Source organism: Arthrobacter sp. Y3223164, from assembly GCF_059091005.1.
The window spans coordinates 1-778 of record NZ_JBNHGF010000711.1; the positions used below are offsets into that span (position 1 = coordinate 1).

The following is a 778-nucleotide window of genomic DNA, read 5'->3' on the forward strand; positions in this document are numbered from 1 at the left end:
TCCACCAGCGAGCGGGCCTCCGGGCCGTAGACCACCGGCCCGGGCCCGAAGAGTTCGGCCAGGCGCACGAAGGCGGTGTCCTGGTCCGACAGGCCGCCCAGCACCAGGATCAGCCGCTCGCCCTGGATGCCCACGAGGGTGTCGGCGGCGTAGCGGGAGCTGGCGCGGCGCAGTTCGGTCACGAAGCTGGGGCCCGGTTCACCGGGGGAGCCGCCCACCATCACCGTGATGGGGCCGGTGGTCTTCCAGCCGACCGCGGCGATCCGGGAGCGCAGCGCGTCGGAGCTTTCGCCGCGCAGGATCGCGTCCACGACCAGCGCCTCGAGCCGGGTATCCCAGGAACCGCGCGTTTCGGCGGCGCGTGCGTACACGTCGGCAGCGGCGAAGGCGACCTCGCGGGAATAGCGCAGCACCGCTTCGCGCAGTTGGGCCTCGTCGCTTTCGCCGGCAAGGTCCGGCACTTCGTCTTCCACGGCTTCGACCACCACGCGGATCAGCTGCAGGGCGCGTTGCAGGCTGATGGAGCGGGTCAGCTCGGTGGGGGCGGTGCCGAAGACGTCGTTCATCACCCAGGCCGGGGACGTGGGGCGTTCGTACCATGTCACGAAGGACGCGATGCCCTTCTGGGCGACCAGGCCGAGCGCGGAGCGTTCGTCCGGCCGCAACCCGCGGTACCAGGGCAGGTCCGAATCCAGCCGCTTCAGGGTCACGGTCGCCAGCGCGCCGACCTTGGTCCGCAGCCGCTCCAACGTCGCCGGATTGCCGGTCGCGGCCCGGT

General features: G+C 71.9%; 1 pseudogene. It reads right to left on the reverse strand.

Annotated features, from left to right (window positions below):
- A pseudogene (locus tag AC5RUJ_RS17555) lies at window positions 1-749 on the reverse strand (PucR family transcriptional regulator); the annotation flags it as partial.
- Window positions 750-778 lie beyond the last annotated feature (29 nt).